The sequence below is a fragment of the uncultured Porphyromonas sp. genome (genome assembly GCF_934359325.1).
Classification (GTDB): Bacteria; Bacteroidota; Bacteroidia; order Bacteroidales; family Porphyromonadaceae; genus Porphyromonas_A.
Window position 1 is genome coordinate 1 of record NZ_CAKRLH010000102.1, and the last position, 5661, is coordinate 5661.

3 protein-coding genes are annotated in these 5661 nt (G+C 55.1%); all 3 read right to left on the reverse strand.

Features of this window, described 5'->3' with window-relative positions; genetic code table 11:
• Positions 1 to 1469, reverse strand: a 1469-nt coding sequence (locus Q0F21_RS04900; protein ID WP_297237932.1) for a RagB/SusD family nutrient uptake outer membrane protein, incomplete at its 3' end; no start/stop codon positions are given.
• A 23-nt stretch (positions 1470 to 1492) separates the two neighbouring features.
• Positions 1493 to 4546, reverse strand: coding sequence for a TonB-dependent receptor (locus Q0F21_RS04905; protein ID WP_297237934.1), 3054 nt, complete (start codon positions 4544 to 4546; stop codon positions 1493 to 1495).
• A gap of 590 nt (positions 4547 to 5136) precedes the next feature.
• On the reverse strand, positions 5137 to 5661 hold a 525-nt coding region (locus tag Q0F21_RS04910), incomplete at its 5' end, for an MFS transporter (protein ID WP_297237936.1).

Here is a 5661-nt window from a genome sequence, read left to right on the forward strand (position 1 = left end):
TTATCATACTTTCCCTTAGAAGGGGTCTTCAGCGGGTGTACGAGACGCTTATTGAGGAAGCCACCGGGAGAGTAGTCGTTGTCGCGCGGCTTAGACTCTCCTGCCTGACGACCGGAGATGTCGTTGAGGCGAAGCTTCATCACCACCTTGGCACCGTCCTTGCCACGATGATACTCCTTGGCGTAGTTGGTCTTGTCGACCGTACCGGCAATCTCGTAGTAGCCGTTGTGGAAGGTAGTCCAGGCATAGAGCCTTGGCTCACGATTGTAGAGGAAGTGGGGGATCTGTCCCTCAGCATTCTCATAGCCGTCGGGGGCATCCATCAGGCTCCACCAGTCTGCCTCGGGGGCAAAGGTCGGATCCTCCGCCAGCGGTAGACCATTGGCGGTGTAGAAGCGCTCCATCATCGCAAGGGTCGGGCAGACACCACCCCAGGCGAGCCAGTTGTTGCTAGCATTATGCGACCATGGTGCCGACTTAGACTGGATGTCATAGCTTCCCTGTCCGCGGGTGTCGCCCCAGACCGTCTCGGTGGACATATCCCGGTCGAGGAGGGAGAGACGGAGTGAGCGCTGTACCGGATCCTGCGGCTCCTTGATATTGGCAAGCGTACCATCCTGTGCTACATAGAGCTTGTGGCCGGCAGCCTCGGCAGTCTGCACCGCATCCATGGTGGCGGCATAAGCCTTATCCCACTTGGTCTGGTCAAAGGACTGGGGGAAGAGCGCAGTGCCATCGGGATTCTTGAGCCCGGCGACACCTTGGTAGCCATTGAAGAGGGGCGATGCAGCCATGACGAGAAGCTTAGCCTTGATCGCCTTGGCAGCAGCCTTGGTGGCGAGACCATAGTCATCGCCCTCTCTGCGCTCCGGCAGTCGGGCGGCGGCATCGTCCAGCTTCTTCACCACAAAGTCCACACACTCATCCATCGTAGAGCGAGGCTTGAAGTCCTCCGCCTTGGCATTCACATCCTCGACGCCGGTGATCAGGATGACCGGACCATAATTCTGCATCAAGAGGTAGTGATAGTAGCCGATGAGGAAGGTGGCCTGAGCCTTGTAGTCCTCAGCCGTCTGCTTGTCGATATTGGGGACCTGGTCCACATTATCGATCAAGGTGTAGCAGTAGCGGATCCCCTCGAAAAGCTGATTCCAGTACGAGAGAATAGGATTCGTGGAAGTGTAGAGACCCTCATTAAACTTATTTGGTGTCTCGTGGGCAAAGGAGGTGACCACCTCGTCTCCCGAGAGGAAGTCCATGGATCCTGTACCGCTCGAGGGCTTCGGGATAAAGCCGTAGCAAGAGTAGAGGTATTTCTTCGCCGCCATCGGGTTCTTGAAGGCATCCTCATTCGTTGCCGTCCCATCGGGGACAATGTCGAGGTAGCGGCACGAGGAGAGTGCCGTCCCCAGCAGCAGTAGCGAGAGGAGTGCTCCGATAAGGTGCTTGGAGGTAAGTATATTTTTCATTGTCAGTGTAGTCAGATAGGTGATTAGAACGTCATCTGAAGACCTACGTTAAACGTCCGCTGCGTAGGATAGGAGAGACCATTACCGCCACCTCGCTCCGGGTCCCAGAGCTTAAATTTGGAGAAGGTCAGGACATTCATACCGGAGAGGTAGAGGCGAGCATTACGGAAGTTGTACCCCAGCTCGATATTCTTGAGCTTGAGGAAGGATCCGTCACGCAGCCAGTAGGAGGAGGCCTGAGTATTATTGGTCATATCCATCTTGGTGAGACGGGGATACTTGGCATAGACATTCTGATTGTCCGGGCTCCAGTGATCATCTGCAATAAACTGCAGGACATTACGATTGTACTGTGTGCCGAAGGGGTGGAAGCCACCGAGCATCATAGAGGTCTGCGCAGCTCCCTGGAAGAAGATGCCGAAGTCCACACTGCGGTAGCGCATATTGGTACCAAAGCCGTAGATGATCTGCGGCACGGTCGGGTAGCCCATATGGACACGGTCGTTGTTGTCGATCTTGCCATCATACTCACCCTTGGCATTGGGCTGATCCTTGTACTTGATGTCTCCGCCGGAGATGTCGCGAGGCATCCACTGCTGCTCCGGGCTATTGAGCACCTCCGCCTTGTCGACAAAGAGTCGCTCTGCCTCGAGGGCAAGGTGAGTATTGAGGCTGTGTCCGACATTGGAGAGCTCGGGGTACTCCATAAAGGCAGGCTCATCCCACTTCTCGATGTTATTCTTAGCGTAGGTAAAGGTACCTCTGAGGTTGATGAAGAAGTCCTTATTGATCTGCTGATTGTACTCAAGTGAGAGGTCGACACCCTTATTGCTGATCTCGGCGAGGTTACCGTAGATCTTGGTATCGGCGGTACCCATATAGGAGGGCACAGCACCACGCTGCTGGAAGACATTGCGGCGATACTCGCGGAAGAAGTCGACATTGAGTCGGAGAGGCTTCAGGACCTGCAGGTCAAATCCAACATTGAGCTTCTCGCCCACCTCCCAGGTGATGCCGGGGTTACCGAAGCGATTATACTTCGGTCCGCTGAGGGAGTAGTCCTGATTGATGCCGGTGGTATAGCCTCGATCACCGTGGCTGAGATTGATGTCCTCCATGTAGACAAAGCGATCTCCACCAATGCGGTCATTACCTACCAGACCATAGGAGCCCCGTAGCTTCAGGAGCGGGATATAGTCCTTGATCGGCTCCCAGAAGCTCTCCTCCGAGATGTTGTATCCGAGAGCGACGGAGGGGAAGAAGCCGAAGCGGTGGCCCTTCGCGAAGTTTTCCGAGCCATTGTAGCCGAAGTTAGCCTCAAGGATATACCTATTGGCATAGGCATAGGTGACACGTCCGGCGACTCCCTGCTTGCGACGGGGGAGGTTATTGAGGATGTTGTCGTTGGTGACGTTGGTGGAGTACTCCTCCTGATTGTAATTAAGCATCGCTCCGAGGGCATGATCACCAAAGGTGCGGTCCCAGAGGAGCATGGTGTGGAAGTAGATGGTACGGTCACCATTGGTCCCACCGGCAGACTTCATGTCGGTGTTATTCTCCGAGCCGACGAGCTTGGGGGTGACGAGATAGGTACCATCGTCCTGTAGCTTATAGTTATTGAGCTCGAAGAAATTGTGATCCCGGTAACGTCCGGCAACGGTCTGAGACCAGTTCTTAAAGGACGCAAGCGCCGTCAGGCGAAGCCCCTCCGTAATCATCTTTAGATCCTGATTGAACTCAAAATTAACGATCACGGTAGAGTTGAAGTTATCATTATACCCAGAGACCGCATTGGCCATAGGGTTAGGGATCTGTGCCGGTCCCACCTTGATTGTACCCCACTTGATGTAAGGGGTGATTTCATCGGGAGCGAAGCGGATCGGGAAGTCGACAGGATTGGAGTTGATCACAGAGCTAAAGATATCGCCGATAGACTCTCTCGGGCCGCGAGAGGAGCCGATCTGAGCATTGAGGCGGAGTGCCACCTTTGTCGTCTCAGAGAGATTGAGCTCGACATTATTCTGGAAGGCATACCGCATATACTGCAGCTCGTTATTGTAGTCGTAGAAGTCCTTGCTGACAGGCTTGAGCATACCGGTCTGATGGTCGGCGGTGACGGACATGAAGTAATTAAGCTTCTTGCTACCACCACGGACGTTGAGATTGGCCTTCTGATTGAATGCCGCCTTGCGGAAGAGCTCGTCGTACCATATGACGTTGGGGAAGGCATAGGGATCGAGTCCCTGCTCCGTCCCCTTGATCTTGTCTGTCGGATAGGGGAGGTTGCCGGTGGAGAGGTTGCCGAGCGCCTCGTTGTAGAGGTGCATGTAGCTGACACCGTCGACAAACTGCGGGACACTCGTCGGGGTATTCATATACCCCTCGAGGCGGACATTGATGACCGGCTTGTCAAGATTGGCTCCCGTCTTGGTGGTCACGATGACGACACCATTGGCACCACGGGATCCGTAGAGCGCTGTGGCGGTCGCATCCTTGAGGATCGAGAAGCCCTCGATCACCTCCGGGTCAAGTGCGTTGAGGTCACCGGCAGACACCTGCACGCCATCGAGGATGATGAGCGGTGAGGACTGATTGACAGACGAGATCCCTCGGATCCAGAAGTCTGCCCCGTCAGCACCGGGAGCACCGGATCTCTGTACGGAGATCACACCGGCGAGACGTCCGGCAAAGGAGGTGGAGAGGTTGGTCGCCGGGACCTTAAGCTCTCCGGGGCGGACGGTCTGGACTGAGCCCACGATGGAGGCTTTCTTCTGGCCCGTACCAAAGGCGGTCACCACCACCTCGTCGAGGAGCTCGTCGTCGGGGACGAGGGTGATGTGGAGCGCGTCTTTGCTCTGTAGCTTGATGCGCTGAGTCTTGTAGCCGACGAAGGCGACCTCGACTGTCTGACCGAGCTGGACGCCCGGGAGGCGGAAGGCTCCGTCGATGTCGGTCATGGTGCCCTTGGAGGTATTCTCCACGAGACTGACGCGTGCGCCGATCAGGGGCTCTCCCTGATCATCGACGACGGTACCGGTGAGGACAAAGGTGTTGCTCTGAGCCTCTGTACGCACCACAGGTAACTCCGTCGGTGCGACATCAGCGGCCGCACTAAGTGTCGGAGTTATCAGTAGCGGTAGAGAGAGAGAGAGAGAGTACTCTCTCCATCCACCGAGGTCGCTCGCACCTCTTGGCTGAGGAGTGGATTGATTTCTTCATTGCGAGTGTTCTGGTTCTGTTTGTAAAGGAATTCTTTAGCTCTCGCGCACTGTAGGCGGAGCTACAGTACAAACTTAAGCAAAAATATATCTTCCTCACCTAACGATAAACAATTCGCATCGATATAAGTTAACGCACCTGCCTAAAAATCGCACCTCTCATGGTTAGTCAGCAAAGAAGCATACTAATGATCGAGCTCACTCCCGGACTATTTGGTATGTATTCATAATCCATGCGAGAGTGGGCGAGAATTATCACCTTGGGCTTCCAATTCACCCTCGCCGATCCGGAGAGCGAACAAGAAAAAAGGACCCGGATCTGCTGACCCGAATCCTTCTAAGATGTGAGTTTTTCCTTTTACCGATATTAGTGAAGTCTATTACCGGTAATAGACTTCACTAATACCGATAATAGATTTCACTAATACCGGGTTTAGATTTGCCCCGCATTAGGAGTGGAAGTGCTCTGCCTTCATGTCGGCATGCTTAGGCTTGAGGAAGATCAGCTCCAGAGCGAGAGCGATCACCAACACACCGCCGAGCAGGGCAAAGGTGAGCCCAAGATTCTCCGCGCCCTTGTCCGCCCAGGCACCCATCAGCTGGGTGATGAGGGCGCCGGCAAAGACTCCCATCATATTCATAAACCCATAGGCGGTCGAGCGGAGGTGGTCCGGGACGAACTGGCAGAGGATCGGCATATTATTAGCGTCAAAGAGCCCGTAACCGATACCGAAGAAGAGGGTCGCTCCGACGAGCGAGACAATAGAGCTGCCCAGACCTATGAGGACCAGTGCCGGGATCATCATCCCGAGTCCGATCGCTCCGGTATAGACGCGCCCGCGGACATCTCTCCGCAGCCATCGGTCCGAGATCACACCGCCCACAAGCACGCCGACGAAGCTGCTGGCGGCGATGGAGATGGTGGAGAGGGGACCGGCGGTGCTCATGGTGATGCCGTCGAGGTTTTCATTGAA